The organism is Humisphaera borealis (genome assembly GCF_015169395.1).
In the GTDB taxonomy this organism is placed as follows: domain Bacteria; phylum Planctomycetota; class Phycisphaerae; order Tepidisphaerales; family Tepidisphaeraceae; genus Humisphaera; species Humisphaera borealis.
On the sequence record NZ_CP063458.1, the window covers coordinates 3542226 to 3561395 of the forward strand.

16 protein-coding genes are annotated in these 19170 nt (G+C 64.2%); 4 read left to right on the forward strand and 12 right to left on the reverse strand.

Annotated elements, in window-relative coordinates; all coding sequences use genetic code 11:
• Window positions 1-37 precede the first annotated feature (37 nt).
• A complete protein-coding gene (locus IPV69_RS13215; protein WP_206295586.1) occupies window positions 38-928 on the forward strand; it encodes a metallophosphoesterase in 891 nt (296 codons plus the stop codon).
• A gap of 102 nt (window positions 929-1030) precedes the next feature.
• Here IPV69_RS13215 and IPV69_RS13220 read toward each other — a convergent pair whose 3' ends face one another.
• The gene (locus tag IPV69_RS13220; protein ID WP_206295587.1) at window positions 1031-1600 is read right to left on the reverse strand and encodes an anthranilate synthase component II; all 570 of its coding nucleotides are present in this window, start codon (window positions 1598-1600) and stop codon (window positions 1031-1033) included.
• A gap of 310 nt (window positions 1601-1910) precedes the next feature.
• Between IPV69_RS13220 and IPV69_RS13225 the strand changes: the two genes are divergently transcribed.
• Entirely contained in the window at window positions 1911-2633 is a 723-nt protein-coding gene (locus IPV69_RS13225) for a site-2 protease family protein (RefSeq protein WP_206295588.1), read from the forward strand.
• A gap of 491 nt (window positions 2634-3124) precedes the next feature.
• Window positions 3125-3376, forward strand: coding sequence for a heavy-metal-associated domain-containing protein (locus tag IPV69_RS13230; protein WP_206295589.1), 252 nt, complete (start codon window positions 3125-3127; stop codon window positions 3374-3376).
• A gap of 2 nt (window positions 3377-3378) precedes the next feature.
• On the opposite strand, the gene IPV69_RS13235 is transcribed toward IPV69_RS13230, so the two are convergent.
• From IPV69_RS13235 to IPV69_RS13280, 10 genes are all read right to left on the reverse strand, one after another.
• Window positions 3379-4116 carry a ThuA domain-containing protein gene (locus IPV69_RS13235; RefSeq protein WP_206295590.1) on the reverse strand — a complete coding sequence of 246 codons (738 nt, stop codon included), beginning with the start codon at window positions 4114-4116 and terminating at the stop codon, window positions 3379-3381.
• A gap of 127 nt (window positions 4117-4243) precedes the next feature.
• A complete protein-coding gene (locus IPV69_RS13240; RefSeq protein ID WP_206295591.1) occupies window positions 4244-5977 on the reverse strand; it encodes a GspE/PulE family protein in 1734 nt (577 codons plus the stop codon).
• 160 nt (window positions 5978-6137) lie between these two features.
• On the reverse strand, window positions 6138-6545 hold the full coding sequence (locus tag IPV69_RS13245) for a hypothetical protein (protein ID WP_206295592.1): 408 nt from the start codon (window positions 6543-6545) through the stop codon (window positions 6138-6140).
• 118 nt (window positions 6546-6663) lie between these two features.
• The gene (locus IPV69_RS13250; protein ID WP_206295593.1) at window positions 6664-7908 is read right to left on the reverse strand and encodes a type IV pilus twitching motility protein PilT; all 1245 of its coding nucleotides are present in this window, start codon (window positions 7906-7908) and stop codon (window positions 6664-6666) included.
• A gap of 112 nt (window positions 7909-8020) precedes the next feature.
• Complete coding sequence (locus IPV69_RS13255; RefSeq protein WP_206295594.1) at window positions 8021-9793, reverse strand: GspE/PulE family protein; 1773 nt, start codon at window positions 9791-9793, stop codon at window positions 8021-8023.
• A 363-nt stretch (window positions 9794-10156) separates the two neighbouring features.
• Window positions 10157-10660, reverse strand: coding sequence for a hypothetical protein (locus tag IPV69_RS13260; RefSeq protein ID WP_206295595.1), 504 nt, complete (start codon window positions 10658-10660; stop codon window positions 10157-10159).
• 138 nt (window positions 10661-10798) lie between these two features.
• Entirely contained in the window at window positions 10799-11911 is a 1113-nt protein-coding gene (lpxK, locus tag IPV69_RS13265) for a tetraacyldisaccharide 4'-kinase (protein WP_206295596.1), read from the reverse strand.
• 31 nt (window positions 11912-11942) lie between these two features.
• Complete coding sequence (locus IPV69_RS13270) at window positions 11943-13202, reverse strand: MFS transporter (RefSeq protein WP_206295597.1); 1260 nt, start codon at window positions 13200-13202, stop codon at window positions 11943-11945.
• A 235-nt stretch (window positions 13203-13437) separates the two neighbouring features.
• The gene (locus IPV69_RS13275) at window positions 13438-14745 is read right to left on the reverse strand and encodes a hypothetical protein (protein ID WP_206295598.1); all 1308 of its coding nucleotides are present in this window, start codon (window positions 14743-14745) and stop codon (window positions 13438-13440) included.
• A 219-nt stretch (window positions 14746-14964) separates the two neighbouring features.
• Window positions 14965-16620: a putative ABC exporter domain-containing protein gene (locus tag IPV69_RS13280; protein ID WP_206295599.1), complete on the reverse strand. Its 1656-nt coding sequence runs from the start codon at window positions 16618-16620 to the stop codon at window positions 14965-14967.
• Between the two features lie 275 nt (window positions 16621-16895).
• On the opposite strand from IPV69_RS13280, the gene gatA reads away from it, so the two are divergent.
• Window positions 16896-18383 carry an Asp-tRNA(Asn)/Glu-tRNA(Gln) amidotransferase subunit GatA gene (gene gatA, locus IPV69_RS13285; RefSeq protein ID WP_206295600.1) on the forward strand — a complete coding sequence of 496 codons (1488 nt, stop codon included), beginning with the start codon at window positions 16896-16898 and terminating at the stop codon, window positions 18381-18383.
• A 96-nt stretch (window positions 18384-18479) separates the two neighbouring features.
• Here gatA and IPV69_RS13290 read toward each other — a convergent pair whose 3' ends face one another.
• Window positions 18480-19160: a transcriptional regulator gene (locus IPV69_RS13290; RefSeq protein WP_206295601.1), complete on the reverse strand. Its 681-nt coding sequence runs from the start codon at window positions 19158-19160 to the stop codon at window positions 18480-18482.
• Between the last annotated feature and the right edge of the window lie 10 nt (window positions 19161-19170).

Consider the following 19170-nt stretch of genomic DNA (forward strand, 5'->3'; position numbering starts at 1 on the left):
CCGATCCGCACCGGACCGCGCTACAATCGGTCCGCCCATGCGTCTGTTCGTCACCGCCGACCTGCACTTCAACCACCGCCATTCCAAGCCGTTGGCCGTTGAGGTCATCGCGCGGATGAACGCCGAGGCCGCGCCAGGCGACGCCGTCCTGATCGTCGGGGACACGGCGGCCGGGGACGGCGACGACTTGGAACAGTGCCTGTCTCTGTTCAGCTTCACCGGACCGAAGCTGGTCGTCGCCGGCAATCACGAACTCTGGACGCGCGGGCCGGACAGCCATCGATTGTTTACCGACGAGCTGCCTGCCCGCGTGCGATCGCTCGGCTGGCACTGGCTCGAAGAATCGCCGGTCGTCCTCGGCAACGGCGTCGCGGTCGCCGGCTCCGTCGGCTGGTACGACTACGGCTTTGCCCTGCCGCACCTGGGCATTCCCCGGCGGTTTTACGAACAGAAGATCTCTCCGGCCGCCGCCACTCGCTTCACCGAATACGCCTATCTGCTGGAGAGGACCGACGACATCTCCCCGGCCGGCATGGAAGTCGCCGCCCGGTGGAATGACGGCCGGCATGTAAAGCTGCACCGCACCGACGAACAGTTCCTGGCCGAGCGGATGGCGGCGCTGAATCGCGACCTGACGGCGCTGGGCGCTGACCCGACCGTCACCCGCGTCATCGTTGGCGTTCATCACGTGCCGCTGGCCGAGCTCATGCCGCCCAAGCCGCCGGAGCATGTCGTCACCGGAAAGGCGTTCGCCGGCGCGTTCCTGGGAAGCCCGGCGATGGGTGCGATGCTGCGGCGGCATGCGAAGGACTCGCGGGTCTTCTGCGGCCACAGCCATTTCCCGGCGCGGGCGCGGGTGGATCACTTTGAAGCGGTGAATATCGGGAGCGGGTATCGGATGAAGATGTTTGAGGTGGTGGAGGTGTAGCGGCCCGATGAGCGGTCACACGGCAGGTGCACGCTTCGCATTGTGAATCGATCGAAGAGTGCACCTGCGGTGCGACCGCTAACCGGGGAACATCGGTTCCACTCACTTCTTCAAAAAGTTCGCCAGCAGTCGCTCGCCTTTTTCCGTCAGGAAGCTTTCGGGGTGGTACTGCACGCCTTCCAGCGGCCAGGTCTTGTGCCGCACGCCCATGATCTCGTTGTCGGCGGTCCAGGCGCTGATCTCGTACTCGGGCGGGAGCGTTCCCTGGCGGATGATCAGGCTGTGATACCGCGTCGCGGTGAAGGGATTGGGCATGCCTTCGTACAAGGTCCGGCCGTCGTGATGGATGAGGTCGGTCTTACCGTGCATAAGCTTGGCCGCCCGCTCGACGATCGCTCCGGCCATGAAACCGATGCACTGGTGCCCCAGGCAAACGCCGAGCACCGGCAGCTTCGGTCCGAAGTGGACGATCATCTGGTTGGAAACGCCACCCTCTTTGGGCGTGCAAGGCCCGGGCGAGATGACGACGTGCGTCGGCTTGAGGTCTTCGACCTGGTCGACGGTGACCTTGTCGTTGCGGAAGACGCGAATCTCCAGCCCGGGCGACACCTCGCCCAGCTTTTGGACCAGGTTATAGGTGAACGAATCGTAGTTATCGATGAGGACGATCATTGCGGTGGGGGATCATATGCGACGGACCGGGAATCTGCGCGTCGGCCGCGACGCTGCCTCGGGGCAGGGCCCGGCAGAAGAATTACCGCGGAGGCACCGAGACACGAAGGGGTGCCAGGCGACCCAGGCTGCCCGCGAGATAAGAGGCCTGGTGCTTCAGAGAGTCGATTGTCCTTGAGTTCGCCCTGGCCATCGCCACCCCAGTTGAAGCGCAGAGGATCCAAGCCACCCTCCGTGTCTCCGTGGTGATGCCTCTTTCGGCTGGCTCTCATTGCTTGCCCGGGAACCAACCTGACTCTACGCTTCGGGTATGCCGCATGTGCTCGCCGCCGGGCCGGATTTCCAGAACCCGCTCTTTCTGGCCGTCCTGGTCGGATGGCTCATGACCGTGGTCCTGCACGAGTTCGGCCATGGAATTGTCGCACACTGGGGCGGGGACTACACGATCGGCGAACGCGGGGGCCTGACCCTCAATCCGCTCCAATACATCCACCCCGTTTTCAGCATCGTGATGCCGGCGATCTTCCTGATGATGGGCGGCGTCCCGCTCCCGGGCGGGGCGACCTATATTCGAACCGACCTACTGCGCAGCAAACGATGGGAAACCGCTGTTGCGCTCGCCGGGCCGGCCATGAACCTGCTCATCTTTGCCGCGGGCGCGATCGCGCTGCATCCGAAGGTGGGCTGGGTGCCCGAGAGCGGCATGTTCTCTGAATGGTCGCCCGCCCAGCAGGTGGTGGCGTCGATCACCTTCCTGCAGATTTATGCCGTACTGTTGAGCCTCCTCCCCGTACCGCCGCTCGACGGGTTTCACGCGATCAGTCCTTATCTGTCGAAGGACGTGCAGGAGCGGTTTGCCGTGCCGGCGTACAACTACATCTCGTTGACCATCCTCTTTATGGTGCTGGGGACCGACCCCGTCCGCGAACGCTTCGCGTTGGTGATCTACCGGATCTTCAAGGCAGTCGGGTACGACCCCTTCGCCTACGACAACATTCGCATGTCGATCAACCGGACGCTCTTCGGCGGCTGATCCACGATAATCCGTTAAAAACACCAGGCGTCACTTTCGTGACGCCTGATGCGGGCTATGGGTTCCGGCCCGAGTTCGGGGAGGGGTGGGCCGGAAGTTGCGGGCTTCGTTAATGCCGAAGGATAGGACCCCTCCCAATCAGCGGTCTACCGTGACTTCGAATTTATCCTGCGACGCCCCCGCGACCCAATATGTCCGAATGGGGCAAAGGACGTCAACCGGACTGAACGCCGAGAGGCCAGGGAGGCCGCCCATAGGCAATAGAACGCTTGGCCGGTCGGCGTCCTTGCGTTAATCACTTGTGTTTCCGGGAGCACGCACCGAGGGACAGGGGCATTCGCCACCAACGCCCCGCCAACTTCGCACTGGCCGGACGACCCGGAATTCGGCTACGATGGGGGGCAAGAGTCGTGGATGCGAAACAGGGCGGAAGACTCGCCGTACAATAGGCGGTACGGTCGGCGGCAGGTCGAGCAGGAGGTGAAGGCGTTATGTCTACCGATGTCAGTAAGGACCAACTCGTCCTGATCGCCATCCAGGGCATGCATTGCCACAAGTGTGAGATTGCGATCACCAAGGCACTTTCGGCGATCCCGGGGGTGTTCGAAGTGGAGGTGGATTTCAACTCCGGGCAGGCCTCGGTGTTGTTTGATGCCTCGCGCGTCCAGGTCAGCCATCTCGTTGCGGCGGTGAACGACACCGGCTACCAGACCACCGGCTTTACCCAACGGGAAGCCGTGTAGATTCAGGCGCCATTCACCCACCCCATGTCGTGCCTGCCGAACCGCTGAATGACGCGTCCACGCAGCGCCGCCCAGTGGCAGGCGTTTCGGATCACGCGCAGAACCCCTTCGTGGTGATAGCTCGGGTAGGTCTCGTGTCCCGGGCGGAAGTAAACGACTCGTCCGGCCCCGCGCGTCCACGTCATCAGGCTGCGGAAAACCTCCCCGCCGCTGAATGAACTGATCATGACCGTCTGCTCGGGCTCGGGAATGTCGAAGAACTCGCCGTACATCTCCTCAGCGGGCAGGACGATGTGATCGTCGATCCCATCTACCAGCGGGTGGCCCGGCCGGGTGACCCAGAGGATCTCCCGGTCGTCGGCTTCACGCCATTTCAGATCGCAGCCGGTGCCCATCAGCTTCTTGAACGGCTTTGAAAAGTGCGCCGAGTGCAGGAAGACCGCGCCCATGCCGCGATGCACTTCGCCCGCCACCAGGTCGACGACCGGATCGGCGACTTCACCATGGGCCATGTGGCCCCACCAGATCAGCAAGTCGGTATTGGCCAGGCGCTCGGGGGAGAGGCCATGACCCGGTTCATCGAGGGTTGCGGTTTCGACGACGAGCGAGGCATCGGTCGCGAGGTATCGCGCGATGGCGTTGTGCATGCCGTCGGGGTAGATCGCCGCGACGGCAGGGTTGACCTTCTCATGACGATACTCGTGCCAGATCAGCACGCGGATGGGGTTTGAATCGCTCATGGTGTGCGAGAGGGAGGCCCGAAGGCAAGAGGCACAAAGTCGCTCAGGGAAACACAAAACGCCGTGCGTCGTGCCTTGCCCGAATCTACGTGCCTGAGAGCCTTCGTGTCTACGCCCATTCCTTCGACTACCCCTCTTCTGTCAGCGTCTCGCGGACGACTTCTTCGATCGTCGTCGCGCCGTCGAAGATTGCCATCAAACCCGACTGACGCAGCGTTCGCATGCCCCGCTTCTTGGCTTCCAGTCGCAGGACCTGCGTACTGGCGTGCGCGACGATCTGGTCGCGCAGGTCGTCGTCGAACGTCATGATCTCGTACAGGCCCATTCGGCCCTTGTAGCCGGTGTTATTGCAGTTGTCGCAGCCCTTGCCGTAGTAGAACGTTTGGCCGACGACGTCATCCGTCCGCAGCTCGAGTTCCATGAGCTGCTCTTCGGTCGGGGTGTACTCGGTCTTGCACTTGGCACAGATCTTACGCACCAGGCGCTGGGCGACGATGCCTTCCAGCGTGGCCGTGATCAGGAACGCCTCGAGGCCCAGGTCCAGCATACGCGCGATGGCGCTGGGGGCGTCGTTGGTGTGCAGCGTGCTGAACACCAGGTGACCCGTGAGCGACGCCTGCACGGCGATTTCGGCGGTTTCTTTATCGCGAATTTCACCGACCAGGATCACGTCCGGGTCCTGACGCAGCATCGAGCGAAGAATCTTGCCGAACGTCAATTCGAACTTCGGCTCGATCTGACACTGAATGATGCCGTCGATGTCGTATTCGACCGGGTCTTCGGCGGTGATGAGCTTGGTGCTGGGGTCGTTGAGTTCGCGGAGCGCCGAATACAGCGTGGTCGTCTTACCGGAACCCGTCGGCCCCGTCACGATCACGATCCCGTTGGGCTTCTTGGTGAGCTGCCGGATCGCCAGCAGCTCTTCTTCGCGCATGCCCAGCTTGTCGAGGTCGAGGTTGACGTTGCCGCGGTCGAGCACACGCATGACGACGCTCTCGCCGAACATCGTGGGCAGAACGGCGACACGAAGGTCGATCGGCATGTTGTTGACGTTCAGCTCGATACGCCCGTCCTGCGGCATGCGGTGCTCGGCGATGTCGAGGTTCGCCATGACCTTCACGCGGCTGCTGATCGCCGGGGCGATATGGGCCGGCGGCGGCATCATTTCGTAGAGCACGCCGTCGATGCGGTACCGCATCTTGAACTCGTTCTCGAACGGCTCGAAGTGAATGTCCGACGCCTTGTCCTTGATCGCCTGGAGCAGCACCAGGTTGATGAGCTTCTTGACCGGGTTGCTGTCGGCGGCACCCTTGATGCTTTCGAGGTCGAGCGATTCGCCGCGGTTTTCCAGGCTCTTGAGGTCCGGGTCGTTGGCCAGATCGCTCATCAGGTTCTTGATGTCGTCCGCGCCGGCCTTGTAGTGCTTGGCGATGATCTTGTCGATCGCTTCGGCGTCGGCGAGGACGGCCTCGACCTGGTAGCCCATGAGCTGCCGCAGGTCGTCCAGGGCGCGGAAGTTTTCGTGGTTCGCCATCGCGACCACGAGCTTCTTGGCCGCCGGGTCGAACTCGATCGGAAAGACCTTCTGGGTGGTGGCGATCTGCGCCGGGACGGCGGCGAGGGTTTCCTTCGAGATGTTCCTGTTTTCCAGGCTGACGAACTCATAACCACGCTGGGCCGCCAGCGCCAGGTTGAGGTCCTGTTCCTTGACGTAGCCGAGATCCACCAGGATGCGGCCGAGCGCGCCGCCTTTGCTCTTTTGGAAGGTCAGTGCTTCGACGACCTGCTCCCGGGTGACGCGGCCCATCTTGACCAGCACGCGACCGATCGGGCGGGCCTTAAGCTCGCTGATCGGCGGCATGCCATTGGGTCCGAGGGGTGCCGGTGTGGCCGGGGCCGCCGACGGCGGACGCGCCACACCACCGGGCACGCCGGCCGGTTGTCCCGGCGGGCGAAGGACCGGGCCACTGCCGGGCGGACGGAGGCCGGCCGGGGCGGCGCCGGGAGGCCGAAGCGCGGGATTAACGCCTGGCGCGCCGGCGGGACGAAGCTGCCGGATTCACGCCCGGCGTACCGGCTGCGGGCTGAGCGCCAGCAGGTCGCAGCGTCGCCGGGGCGCCGGCGACGGGAATGCCGCCGTTGGCCGGGGGAACCACGCCCGGCGGGCGTACGGCAGGCGCGCTGCCGGGCGGACGAAGGACCGGTGCCGCGCCGGCCGGACGCAATGTCGGGCCGCTGGGCTGACCGAGACGCGGACCGGCAGGCTGCCCGAGCGCCGGCCCGGCTTGCGGACGGGCGATCGGCGCGACCTTGCCGGCCTCGCCATTGCCGTTGCCGTTCGCCGCCGGCTGACCGGCAACAGTGGGCTTGTTCGGCTGCTCAGGGGCTCCGCCGGGCGTCAGTCCTGTGGTCGTATCGGTACGTGACATCAGTTCGTTCCTTGGTAGTACTCAGTACGGAGTACTAAGTGCCAGTGCATTCTTGGGGTCCACGCCAGTCCGTGCTTCTATCGATCGATCGCTTCCGTACTCCACTTCATACTCAGCACTACTTCTTGGCCATCGCCTGCATGCGGGCGCGGTTGGCGGCCATCGCGGCCTGTCGTTCGGCGTCGCTCTGGCCTCCGGGCGGGGCCGGTGGGCCCGGCTTCTTGGCCGCCGGGGCGCCGCCGTCACCTTCATCTTCCGGCAGCCCGAAGTCGTCCTTGTTCTTCAGGAACACGCCCTGCCGCTCCATCTTGTCGACCATTGCACCGGGGTTGCGGCTCTTGTCGACCGCCTCTTCGCCGCTGATACGCCCAGCGGTGAAGTGACCCCACAGGTTGTCGTCCAGCAACTGCATGCCGTAACGCTTGCCCGTCTGGATGTCGGAGTCGATGCGGAATGTCTTGTTTTCGCGGATCAGGTTCTGAATCGACGGCGTCACGTACATAAACTCGTACGCCGCACACCGGCCTTCGGTATCAACGCGTGGACAGAGCGTCTGGCTCAGCACGGCGATCAGGTTGTTGGCGATCTGCACCCGGATCTGCTCCTGCTGGTCGGACGGGAACGAGTCGATGATACGGCTGATGGTGCTCGCGGCGCCGTTGGTGTGCAGCGTACCGAACACCAAGTGGCCCGTTTCGGCCGCCGACACCGCGGCACCGATCGTCACCACGTCTCGCATTTCGCCGACCAGGATCACGTCCGGGTCCTGACGCAGGGCACGGCGGATGGCCTCGGCGAAGCTCGGCACGTCCACGCCCACTTCGCGCTGCACCACGATCGACTTTTTGTGGTAATGGTAGAACTCGATCGGGTCTTCCATCGTGATGATGTGCCGGTCGAAGTTGATATTGATGTAGTTGATCATCGACGCCAGCGTCGTCGATTTGCCCGACCCGGTCGGCCCGGTCACCAGGAACAAGCCACGCGGGCGGCGACAGATCTGTTCGGCCATCTTCGGCAGGCCGATCTGCTCGAACGTGAGCATACTGTTGGGGATCTGCCGGAGCACCATGCTGGCGTTGCCGCGCTGTTTGAAGATCGAAACGCGGAAACGGGCCTTGTCGCCGTAGGCAAACCCGAAGTCGCCGGAGCCGGTTTCTTCGAACTCCTGCTGGACGCGTTCGGGGGTGATGGACTTCATCAGCGCGACGGTGTCTTCGGCCTCCAGGACCTTGGTCTGAAGGTCGCGAAGTCCGCCGTGCAGACGGATGACCGGCGGACGCCCGACGGCCAGGTGCAAGTCGGACGCCTTGGTGCGGACGACGGTTTCGAGCAGGCGATCGATTTGGATTGTTGATGCCATAGAACAAACTCGCGAAAAGTACGTGGTCCGCAGGGTCCGCCTTGGCGGACGCAGACGCCACGATGTCTCGATGTCTCACCCGCGACGCGCTTCGCGTCCGCCGAGGCGGACCCTACGTCACGATTCCTTCGACCTGCGCCACCTTCACGATTTCCTCGGCCGTCGTGGTGCCGTTCATCACCTTCAACCGTCCGTCCTGGAGCAGGCTCTTCATGCCGCTGGCCAGGGCGGCTTTGCGGATCTTGTTGGTCGCCGCCCGTTCGAAGGCGAGGTTTCGAATCTCGCTGTTCATGGACATCATCTCGAACACGCCCAGCCGGCCGCGGAAGCCGATGCTGTTGCAGTTCTCGCAGCCGCGCGGCTTGTAGAGCGTCTTGTCCTTGCGGTCTTCCGGCTTGATGCCGATCAGCTTCAGCCACATCTCGTCGGGTTCGGAGTCGGGCTGCTTGCACTTGGGGCACAGCACCCGCACCAGCCGCTGCGCCATAACCGCCTGCAACGCCGAGGCGACCAGGAACGGCTTGACGCCCATGTCGATCAAACGCGTGATCGCGCCCGGTGCGTCGTTGGTGTGGAGCGTGCTGAACACCAGGTGACCCGTCAACGCCGCCTGGATGGCGACTTCGGCCACCTCCAAGTCTCGAATTTCACCGACCAGAATGATGTTCGGGGCCTGTCGCAGCATGGCGCGAAGCACCTTGCTGAACGTCAGGCCGATGCTGTCGCGCACCTGGCACTGGTTGATGCCGGTGAAGTTGTATTCCACCGGGTCTTCGGCGGTAATGATCTTGCGGTCGGGGCGGTTGAGCTCGTTGAGCGCGCCGTACAGCGTCGTCGTCTTGCCGCTACCGGTCGGGCCCGTCACTAGAAAAATGCCGTTCGGCCGCTTGATGATCTTCTGGAACGCCTTGTTGTCCTCTTCCTCAAAACCCAGGTTCGAGATGCCGATACGCACCGAGTCCGGCCGAAGAATACGCAGCACGCACGACTCGCCATGAACCGACGGCAGCGTGCTGACACGAAAGTCGATCTGTGCCTTGTCGACCTGCAGTTTGATTCGGCCGTCCTGCGGAAGGCGTTTCTCGGCGATGTCGATGCCGGCCATGATCTTGATACGGCTGATCATCGCACCCTTCATCTTGATCGGGATGCGGTCGCGAACGACGCACTCGCCGTCGATGCGGTAGCGGACCTGCACGCGGTCTTTCATGGGCTCGATATGAATATCGCTCGCCCGGCTGCGGACGGCCTCGGCGATCATCCCTTGGACGAGCTTGATGATCGGGGCCTGGGCCGCGTCGTCGCCGTCGCCGCCCATCTTGTCCATGTCGATCGACTTATCGATCGACCGGATGGACGAGTCGAGCGACTTGTCCAGCGACCGGTCGAGCGTCTTGTCCATCGAGCTGAGGTTCTTGTCGACCGTCTGGTCGATCGTCATCTTCGACGTGAGGTTGAACATCTCGTCGATGACGGCCTTGATGTGGCTGCGCGGCGTCAGGATGGGCTTGATGTTCTTACCCAGCCGCATGCGCAGCACGTCCTGCATCTCCAGGTCGAGCGGGTCGTGGACGGCCACCCGAAGGACTCGGCCGCCGCCCTCCAGCCCCAGCGGCAGGATGATGTACTTGCGGATCAGGTCTTCGCCGATCAGTTGCGTGGCGTTCGGCGGGACGTCGCCGCGGGTGACGTCGACGTACTCCAAGTTGTGCTGCATCGCCAGGGCCTTGTAGACCTGGCTCTCGTTGCAGAGCTTGAGCTCGATCAGCGCCTCGCCCAGGCGAATGCGCTTGACCTTGGCGTGGTCGAGACCTTTCTCGACTTCCTTGTTGGAAATGACGCCCAGTTCGACCAGCGTTTCGCCGAGCCGTTTGCTCTTAGCCATGGTGAAGACTCCGGGTGGAAGCGCGAGCGGAAAACAAAAAGCGATGGAGCGACCCACCGCCCCGGCTCATGGAGTCCGGGCGACCGCCGCGAGAACCTCGCCAGTAGATGTAACGTCGCGAAAGACAGCAGGTTCGAAGGAATCGCTCGCAGCCGGTCCGCGCAACTACTGCTGTGTAGTTTACCTATGGTAGGGCGCTGGGGACAAGCGGTATATGCGGGGTTAACTTGGGGTTCTTTGGGTTCAGTTCGGCGGGCAAGCCCGCCGGCTACACCTTGCACCCGCACGGAGTGACTTTGGGTGGCATGGGCAAGCGTATTCGCTTGCCCGTGGGATTGCCGTCCGACGTTCGCCACGAACGATCTACACCGGCGGCTTCTCGCCGGGTGGGATTTCCGGCTCTTCGGGGGGTTCGACCAGATCGAGCACCAGCCGGCTCATGAAAAACTGGATCTCCAGCTCCGCCATTGTGCTCGGCAGGGCGGTTTTCAGGTCGTATTCGTGGGTGTGGTCTTCCACGGTGTCGTCGCCCCGGCGTTCGCCTTCGGTGACGATATGGTGGGCAAAGGTCACTGCGTCTTCGTGTTCCTGCATGATCAGCAGTTCGCCCCACCGCCAGGCCAGATGCACCCGCATGGACAACTGGTTGCCCCAGGTGCTGACGCGGTGAACGATCCGCGCCTTGTTCATCATTTGGACCAGGGTATCCACCGCCGGGAAGACGGCGTTGTTCAGGAAGGTGGCGTAGTGCTCGTTGTATTCCTGCTGCTTGGACATCGCCTCCCGCTCGGCGCGCAGCTTCTCCGGGGCAACATCCTTGAACGGCTCAATGCGGCTGAGCCACCATTTGGTAAACGCTTTGTCCATGGGCAGCAGCGGAGGGTACGGGCATGCCGCGGAGGGGGCAAGTGAGCGGCGCTCTACACTACACAAGGTTAGCCGAGGTTAGCCGCGACGCGGAGCGGAGCGCCTGCGTTCAGCCCTCAACGTTGAACCGATCGACCGTCAAGTGCATCCGCGTCCAGCACGAGCCATCGCGGCAGCCAGAAGGATACCCGCGCCGTCGCCTTCGAACCGGGCTTCGACGTCCAGCCGCCAGATCGGGATTTTCGCGTCGGCAACCCCGTCGATCGCTGCCAGTTTCACCCAGTCCTTCTCCGTCGTCACCAGCACTTCGGCCCCGGCCGATTCTCCACTGGCCTGCAGCATTCGCACGTCATCCGCCGTGTAAGCGTGGTGGTCGGGAAACCGATGCTCGCCCGCGTACTTCCCGGCGAGCGAGCGGATCTGCCGCTCGAACCCGCCGGGCGAACCCAACCCGCTGAAACACATCGCCGACTTCTCCCGCAGCGCCGATAGCGGCACATCGGCCGGCTGGTCGCTCGGCGTCCCCGCCGACCGCAGCCCGGTCGGCTCGTGCCGTTCGAAGACGACCTGCACGCCGGCGTTGTGCTGGCGGATTTCGGCGATCGTCGTCGCGCGGCTTTCGGGCGTCGCCGCGTCGGCGCTGGTCAGGATCACGATTCCGGCCCGCTTCAGGCCGGTAATCGGCTCGCGCAGCAGCCCGCGCGGCAGGACATGGCCATAACCGAACGGCTCAGGCGCGTGCAGCAGCACGATGTCCAGATCGCGATGCAGCCGCCGGTGCTGAAATCCGTCGTCGAGCAGGAATAGGTCGATCGCAGGCTCGCGTTCGAGTGCCCGCAGGCCGGCGGCATGGCGGTCGGGGTCGCATTCGATGACGACCCGGCCGGCGGTCGTCGTCCCGCCACCCAGCATCGCCAGCAACATCCGCTGTTCGTCCCCGAGCGTTCCCGGCTCGGCCTTGTAGCCGCGGGCAAGGATACCGACGTTCAGGCCGCGATCGCGCAACGCCCCGGCGAGCCAGCGAATGACCGGCGTCTTGCCCGTGCCACCGGTAGTCAGATTGCCGACAGAAATCACCGGTTTCGGCAACTTGCGAGCGCGCGATGCGTCGCGATCGAACCGTCGGTTCCGGCGGTTGACCTCAAACCGGTACAGCGGCTCGATGCACGCCAAAGCCGAGCGGCCAAGCGAAGGGAAAAGTCCCTTCGCCTGGCCGCTCATCAGGCGTTGAATGGAGTGCTCAAAGCTCATCCGACTGCAGTTGGCGATCCGGACTTCTGGGTCAGCCGCGCGGCTCTTCTTCCTCCAGCTTACCCTTGGTATCGCGCCAGAAGATGATGAAGAGCACCAGGCACACCGCCGCGCCGATCGCGGGAACGAGCCAGATCTTGTCCCATTGTTTCACACCGTTGACGGTGTATTTGTCCACGACGCGGCCGGAGATTTCATTCCCCAGCCACATGCCGACGCCGTAGGTCAGGAAGCTGAACAGGGCCTGTGCCGATCCGCGGATGCTCGCCGGGGCCTTGTTGTCGGTGTGGATGAAGCCGGCGGCAAGGAAGAAGTCGAAGCAGACGCCGTGAAGTGCCACGCCGACCAGGACCAGGAAGTAAGGCGATCCGTTGTGGGCGACATTGAAGAACCCGTATCGCAGCACCCACGCACCCATGCCGATCGCGAGCACGGTCTTCATGCCCAGGTATCGCAGGCCGAAAGGCAGCAGCAGCATGAAGCCGATTTCAGACCACTGGCCGATCGACATCGTGCTGGCGATGTTCTTCACGCCGATGTCGCCGAGGAAGTTGCCGGTGAACGTGTAGTAGAACGCCAGCGCGATCGTGATGGCGAACGCCAGGCCGAAGAAGATCGCGAAACTCGGGTTACGGAGCAGGCCGAACGCCTTGAGGAACGGGAGCGCCGATCCGGCCTTGCCTGCGGGCGGCGTATGGGGGAGCAGGAAGCTGAACAGCCCCAGTGCCGCCGAGAAACCGGCCGCCAGCAGCAGCGGCTTATTGGTGATGTCAGCGCCGGCGCCCATGAACCAGTCGACCGAAGACGAACCGACGATCCACCCGATCGTGCCCAGCACGCGCAGGCTCGGGAAATCGCGGGTGGCATCGGGGATGTTCGCGAACGCCAGCGAGTTGGAGATCGCCAGCGTCGGGTTGTAGACCAGGGCGTACGCGAACGCGACCCACCAGAACATCGTGTAGTCGGTCGTCTGTGACAACAGATAGAGCAAGGCCGCGCCGGCGAGGTGGAAGATCGCCATCAGGTACTCGCTGGCCATCACCCGGTCGGCGAGCTGGCCGGCGATCATCATGGAGAAAATCGCGCCCAGCGCCATGGTGCCGTAGACCGAGCCGATCTGCGTTCCGCTGAACTTCAGGCCGACTTCCAGGTACCTGCCGAGCACGACGAACCAGGCGCCCCAGACGGCGAACTGCAGGAACATCATGACGGAAAGCCGAAGCCGCACGCCCATGTCGAGCGGGGGCTTGGCTTCGGATGACGCGTAGTTGAGCGTGGCGACAGCGGCCATGTGGGGTCCTCTGGGGTTTCTTGTTATGCCCGGGGCGTACACCGACGGAGTTGGGCCGGGAGTGTAACGACGTGCGCCCGTCCGTCGCAAATGCGGTACTTCGTTGTAACCACCGCGGCCCGTAGGGTCCGCCTTGGCGGACGTTGCGAGCCGGGCGACATCGACGCGTCCGCCGAGGCGGAGCCTACGGGACGCTCCAAGCCGGACGACATCGGTGCGTCCGCCGAGGCGGACCTTACAGGAAGTTCCGGAAGTTCCCCTTCAGATACAGCGCAACGTCCCGTTCGATGTCGGCCGTCGTCAGTTTCCAGCCGGCGTCGACGGCATCGCGGTACTTTTCAGCGAGCACGCCGGCGATGAGCTTGCGGCTGTGGTCCCACTTGTAGAGCAACTGGTCGAGCACCCGCGCATCCGAATGCTGCGGGATGAAGCTGGTGCCCAGCAGCTCGACGCGCATCTTGGTGATCTCGGTGATCAGGCTCGGGTTGTTCACGAACCACCAGCAGCCGAAGACCATCAGGTTGCCAAACTTGCGGGCGGCGACGGCCAGCGCGTGCTGGTTCTCGCGGGCCAGCATCGTGACGAAGAATCGGTTTCCGGGGAAGCGGGCGGCGAGCGCCGTTACCGAATCGACGTCCGACGTGCCGACCATGTCGCCGGCATCGCGGAGCGCCGGGTTCGCGGCCCGGCGGGAGCCGATCATCATCGCGAACGCCAGGCCCCGCTCGGCACACACCGGCAGAATGACCTGTTCCAGGATCGCCTGCCCGGCACGGGCCGCTGCGTCGGCAGGGTCGGCGGGATAGCGCCAGCTCGGGGGGAGGCTGAGCGCCAGGTAGATCGCGTTCTGCTTGTCGATCCAGTCGCGCAGGAACCGCCGGGCCTCCTCGATCGTCCTGCCGCCGACCTCTTCGCTTACGCCGTAACCCCACGACGCCATCTTTTTCGCAGCGGCCGGCCAGTCGAGCAGCAGCGGATCGATCCGCAGGACGGCCTGGAACCGCGGATCGGGTTTGATGCCGCGCAGCCAGCGTTCGCGCTCGCCGTCGTCGAAGACCGGGTTGGTCATCGTGATCGATTCGACGTTGGCCAGCTCCATCACCTTGTCGATGTAGTCGCCGGGCTTTTGTTCCTTGAACCACTTACGCGCCGAATCGAGTTTGCGGTCGGAGACATCCAGGCCGAGCTTGTGCAGCGTGGTCAGCACGCCGCGACAGGCTTCGGAGATTGGCGAGCGCTCGACGAACAGGTGCTTCCAGATGTGGTCAGCCTGCTCGACCTTGCTCATCTTGAAGAACGTGTCGTACGGCAGCACGGTCGCGGGGACGACGCGGAACACCTCGGCGATCAGGTAGTGATAGGTGACCAGCTCGTCGAGGCCCCAGAGCAGCAGCCCCGTCGGGTCAACCGGCCCGGCGGCGTTGGGGACCGGCGTGCCGAACGCCGGCGAATACAGGTGGGTGTGCATGTCCACCACCGGCTGTTTCTGCACGGCGGCACTGACGACGGCTTCGATCTGATCGCGGTGGAGGGGCTGGCTCATGGGTCGGTCCCGAAAGAATCACCTGCCCGGGCGGACATACCCGGCGAACCACAGGTTTTAGCGGAAGGTGGGGAGATGATCCATCCAAACTCACCACGACGAAAGGGATGCCAACTTCTGGGAACGCCGAGCTCCAGCTCGGCAATGGCACCAGCAACATCGAAGAGCCGAGCTGGAGCTCGGCGTTCCCACGAGGCGGCCGCGGATTTTCGCCGCTCATCACCCCGGCATATGCACGCTCGGGTCGAATCGGCGGTAGGCAAATCCCAGGAGCGGCAGCGCGGCGGCGACTTCCAGGGTTAACACCACCAGCGCGACCGCCGTCGCCGCGACCAGCGAGTTGCCGGCAAAGACGAACACGACAACGGCAAAAACCGCCGCGATGCCGCCGGCGATGCCCACGCCGACGGCGCGGATCGCCAGCGTGAAGATCTGCCGGCCGAGCGCCGAGAAGTCGCCGGGCCCGGCGGCCGCAGGCCGCGTGGGGGCGATCAGGAAAATGATGTTCTCGGCGACGATCATCAGCGCGTTGAACGGCAGCACCACCACCGCCGCCACCATCAGCGCCGGCCTGGCCGCCGCCCCGGCGGGGTAGTTCCAGGTCACCGCGGTCGTTGCCGCCAGCACCACCCATTGGATGATCGTCAGCAGGACGGTCGGCGTCAGCACCTGCCCGAGGCTGATCGCCGAGGGGCTCAGCGGAAGGGTCTTCAGTGTTTCGATGGTGTCCAGGTCGGCCCGGAAATCGAACCGCAGCACACTGGTAAGAATGACCGAAATCCAGGCCATCGCGGCGAAGACGGGGATCAGGACGGAATTGGGGTCGTTCGCCCGGGAACTTGCGATCAGGAACGGGCCGATCGCGACCGCGATCACCAGCAGCACCACCAGCAGGCTCCGACTGGCACGGAAGGCGTGCGTCGTCTGCCGCCAGGCGATCGCGCCGGCCCCGCCCCAGCGGGGATACATTGGCACGCTGCGGCGGGAGGTCGCCGGCGCGACCACCGCCATCGCCCCGCCCGATCGCAGCCGTCGCATCCGCTCGTGTCGGCGGTCGGTGGCACCGGCGGCGGCTTCGAGGAAGAACGCATCCAGCCGAATGATCACCCACACCAGCGCGGCGTTGATGACCACCCCCGCCAGCGTCCAGATTGGCAGGTCGGGCCAGAGGCGCTCGGCGGTGATGATCTCCGTCAGCACGGTGAACGGCGCGAGTAACACCTGCCCGGTCGGCGTGCGGGCCAGGCGCTGGATGACGACGCGGGGATCGACCAGCAGCAGGTTCCAGCCGTTCTCACCGACGGCGGCGCGCAGCGCGATCAGCAGCATCAGTCCGATGCACGCCATCGCGAGCAGTCGCCCGCGGGACCGGAACTTGCCGCCCAGCCACTGCCCCACCAGCAGCGCCGCCGTGCTGCCGAACTGCACGAACAGCAGCGTCAGGAAACAGCCGAGGTAGCACGCGATCCAGTAGGTGGCGTTACGGTAAATCGCGATGGAGACGATCAATGCGGTGATCGCGGCGACGGCGGTGCCTTTGAACAGCTTGTACAGCAGCAGTTGCCGCCGGCTGAACGGGCCGGGAAACAGAAAGTCGCTCTCGCCCCCGGTAAACGCGATCGCCTTCTCACCCGCCGACGTAAACGTGGTGAGCAGCCCGATGCCGAGCAGGATCAGCGGCATGACGTTGCGGACTTCGGCCGGCTTGGGCTTGGCCACCTGCGCCGACAGAATCGCCGGCGTTAGCCAGGCGATGAACACCAGCACGCCGAACGCGAAGAAGATCGCCCCCCGCGGCGTTTTGGCCCGGCGAAGGGCCGAACGGAAGATCCCGCGGAGCTGAAGGCGGATGAGGTGGCGGAGTGCGGGAGGCATGGGGGAGTACGGAATGACGAATGACGAATGACGAAAATCGAATGGCGAATGAAATTCGAAATCTCAAATCCCAAATCCCAAATCCCAAATCTGAAATCTGAAATCTGAAATCTGAAATCTGAAATCCGGCATCCGGTCCCACCGGACATCGCGCAAAGTCTATTCGAGTTTGGGATTTTGGGCTTCATTCGCCATTCGAATTTCGCCATTCGTCATTCCCCCACCCCTCCCGGCCGTTTTACTTTCCCTCCCCTATTCCGTACCTTCGCCCGCCCATGGTTTCTGCCCTGCCGTTCGACACGCTTGCCGCCGCCCGGGATGCGCTTCGCCTGCGGAAAATCTCCGCCGTCGAGCTGACACGCGCCGTGCTCGATCGGATTGACGCACTGGACGGGACGATCCGGGCTTACATCGACGTCGGCGGAGAGCGGTCGGTGTTTGCCGAGCGGGCGCTGACGGTGGCAGCCGAGGTCGACGCGGGCACTCGCACCGGCCTGCTCGCCGGGCTGCCGATCGCGATCAAGGACAACCTCTGCACCACCTTCGGCCGAACGACCTGCTCGTCGAAGATGCTGGAGAACTTCCACTCCCCCTATGACGCGACGGCGGTGCAGAAGCTCGAAGCGGCCGGGGCGGTGATTGTCGGCAAGACCAACCTGGACGAGTTCGCCATGGGCAGCTCGACCGAGAACAGCGCCTTCGGCACCAGCCGTAACCCCTGGGATACCGACTGCGTGCCCGGTGGCAGCTCCGGCGGCAGCGCCGCGGCGCTGGCGGCGGGATTGTGCCTGGGGTCCATCGGCTCCGACACCGGCGGGTCGATCCGCCAGCCGGCCTCGCTCTGCAGCCTGGTGGGGCTGAAGCCGACCTACGGCCGCATCAGCCGGTATGGTTTGGTGGCGTTTGCCAGTTCGCTCGACCAGATCGGCCCGTTCGGCTGGACGGTCGCCGACGCGGCGTTGCTGCTCCAGGCGATGGCCGGCTACGACCGCCGGGACAGCACCTCGGCCCCGGTCGATGTTCCCGATTACCTCGCCGAGCTGGACGTGCCGCTGAAGGGGTTGCGCATCGGCATCGCCCGCGAGTACGACCACGCCGAGGGTGTCGACCCGCAGGTGAAGTCGGCGGTTGACGAGGCGGTCAAGGTTTACCGCTCGCTCGGGGCGACGACGGTCGATGTCTCACTGCCGCACACCAAGTACGGCATCGCGGCTTACTACGTCATCGCGCCGTGCGAGGCCTCGAGCAATCTGGCCCGGTACGACGGCGTGCACTACGGGCACCGCACGAAAGAGCCGGTCACCAACATCTTCGACCTCTACAGCAAGAGCCGGGCGGAAGGCTTCGGGCCGGAGGTCCAACGCCGCATCATGATCGGCACGTATGCCCTGTCGAAGGGGTATGGCGAGCGGCTGTATCACAACGCGCTGTGCGTGCGGGCGAAGATCAAGCAGGACTTTGACGAGGCGTTCCAGAGCTGTGACGTGATCGCCTGCCCCACCAGCCCAGAGCCGGCGTTCAAGGTCGGCCAGAAGAGCGGCGACCCGCTGGCGATGTACCTGGCGGACGTGTTCACCGTCACGTGCAACATCGCCGCGATCGCCGGCATCAGCGTGCCGTGTGGGTTCACGACTGATGCTAAACCCCTGCCGATCGGCTTCCAGTTGCTGGGCCCGGCATTCAGCGAGCCGAAGCTGCTCCGGGCCGCGCGGATGTACGAGGCGGCGACGGAGTGGCACAAGCGGCGGCCGGGCTCCGTCTAAGTGATCACAGATGGCACACGCGACCCCACGGGTAAGCGAGTACGCTTGCCCATGCCACCCAGGGGCGAGCAAGCTCAGACGGCGGGCAGCCTGGGATCAATCCACCCAATCATCTTCACTATGGGAATTGTCCACGCGAATCGGCGCGATTCGCTGGATCGGCTCAGCCTTTCCGGCAACGGCAGACATCAGCCCATTTACATGTGACTGCAGCGAAGCTTTGCCACTGGGCGTGAGTAAGTAGGTCGTCACCGGCTTGCCGGCGCGGAACTCTTTTTCAATGTCGATGAGGCCGGCGTCGGCCAGCCGCCTGGCGTGCGAGGCGAGGTTGCCGTCGGTCAGGCGGGTGCGATGGCGGAGGTCTACAAACTCAACGCCGGCAGGGTTGGACGTCAGCGCCAGCAGGATGCTGAGCCGGCCGGGATTGATGACCAGCGGGTCGAGGGTGGCGACGGGACTTTCGGCGGGCGCGTGCGAGGGCATGTCGGGGTTATCGGACATCGGGCTGCCTGCGGATGAATCGAAGCTCGACTTGACCCAATTAAGTGGTGTATAAATACATGGGTTATGAAAGGGGCATTCCGCTGGATCGACTGGAACGTTGAGCATGCCACCTCCCATGGCTGCACGGTCCGTGAGATTGAGAGGGTCGTGCTTAACAACCCGAATCGCAAGGTCGGTGATGAAAAGCGGATGACAACGGGGCGCGGCGTCGGCGGAAGGATGGTGCAGGTTGTTTTTCTGCTTGATGACGACCTCACCATATTCGTCATTCACGCGATGCCGC